Consider the following 261-nt stretch of genomic DNA (forward strand, 5'->3'; position numbering starts at 1 on the left):
CACATAATCTTTATTAAGATTATGTGAAAAAGGATAAACTTATAGTAACTTATTCAGGATCCATGTATGGAAGAAGAAAACCAGATTATTTCTTACAAGCAGTGAATGAATTAATAGATGAACAAAAAATTGATAAAAATGATATATTAATAAGATTTATAGGCAATATTCCTAATAAGAAGATAAAAGAGATAAATGAAATCTATTCTTTTAACGAAACAGTTAAGTACTTACCATATATGGAACATAAGAAAAGCATTG

1 protein-coding gene is annotated in these 261 nt (G+C 24.5%); it reads left to right on the forward strand.

Annotated features, from left to right (window positions below):
- Nucleotides 1–23 precede the first annotated feature (23 nt).
- Nucleotides 24–261, forward strand: a 238-nt coding sequence (locus ACX6CF_RS26365; RefSeq protein ID WP_458788357.1) for a hypothetical protein, incomplete at its 3' end; no start/stop codon positions are given.

The sequence above is a fragment of the Vallitalea sediminicola genome, from assembly GCF_054408565.1.